This window comes from Vibrio sp. 1078-1, assembly GCF_033340475.1.
This window is the reverse complement of the sequence record NZ_JAWOWM010000782.1, coordinates 1-540: the sequence shown is the minus strand read 5'-3', so window position 1 is coordinate 540 and position 540 is coordinate 1. Positions and strand designations below refer to the sequence as shown.

Sequence of the window (540 nt, the reverse complement as noted above, 5' to 3'; positions counted from 1 at the left end):
TGAGGATGCCGCGCAACAACGCGGCATTCGCCCTTCTCAAATGGTCAAAGCGATATTGCTGCGAGACATGGGCAATCAATACGCCCTCGCCTGCGCCCCTGGTGATCGCAGTGTGGATCCAAAAAAGGTACGAGCTTTACTGCAATGTCGCCGCATGACTTGTGTCGACCAGGCCGATGTAGAAGCCATCACTGGTTATAAAATTGGCACTGTGACGCCGTTATTACTCAAACGACAGATGCCGATTGTGTTTGACCCAAGCTTACTGGAAGAACGTGAAGTCACCATCAGCAGTGGGGACCGCATGGCAGGGCTGGCGTTATCCATCGACGATTTGGTTCAGCTATGCCAACCCACCGTTGCCGAAATCTGTCGTTAACATCCAATTCATAATGCAATAAAGCGCAGTGTTCTCATCACTGCGTGATCTCCCTCATATCTATAAAAACACGCCGCAGAATTTTTAATCAAAATTAAAACATAAATAGTCACCATTATAAAACTCGTATATGCTGATTCTGTTGGTTAAGTTTTCAACAA

1 protein-coding gene is annotated in these 540 nt (G+C 46.7%); it reads left to right on the top strand.

The window, feature by feature from the left end:
- The coding region (locus R7190_RS30030) for a YbaK/EbsC family protein (RefSeq protein ID WP_318138230.1) at positions 1-379 on the top strand (379 nt) is incomplete at its 5' end.
- Between the last annotated feature and the right edge of the window lie 161 nt (positions 380-540).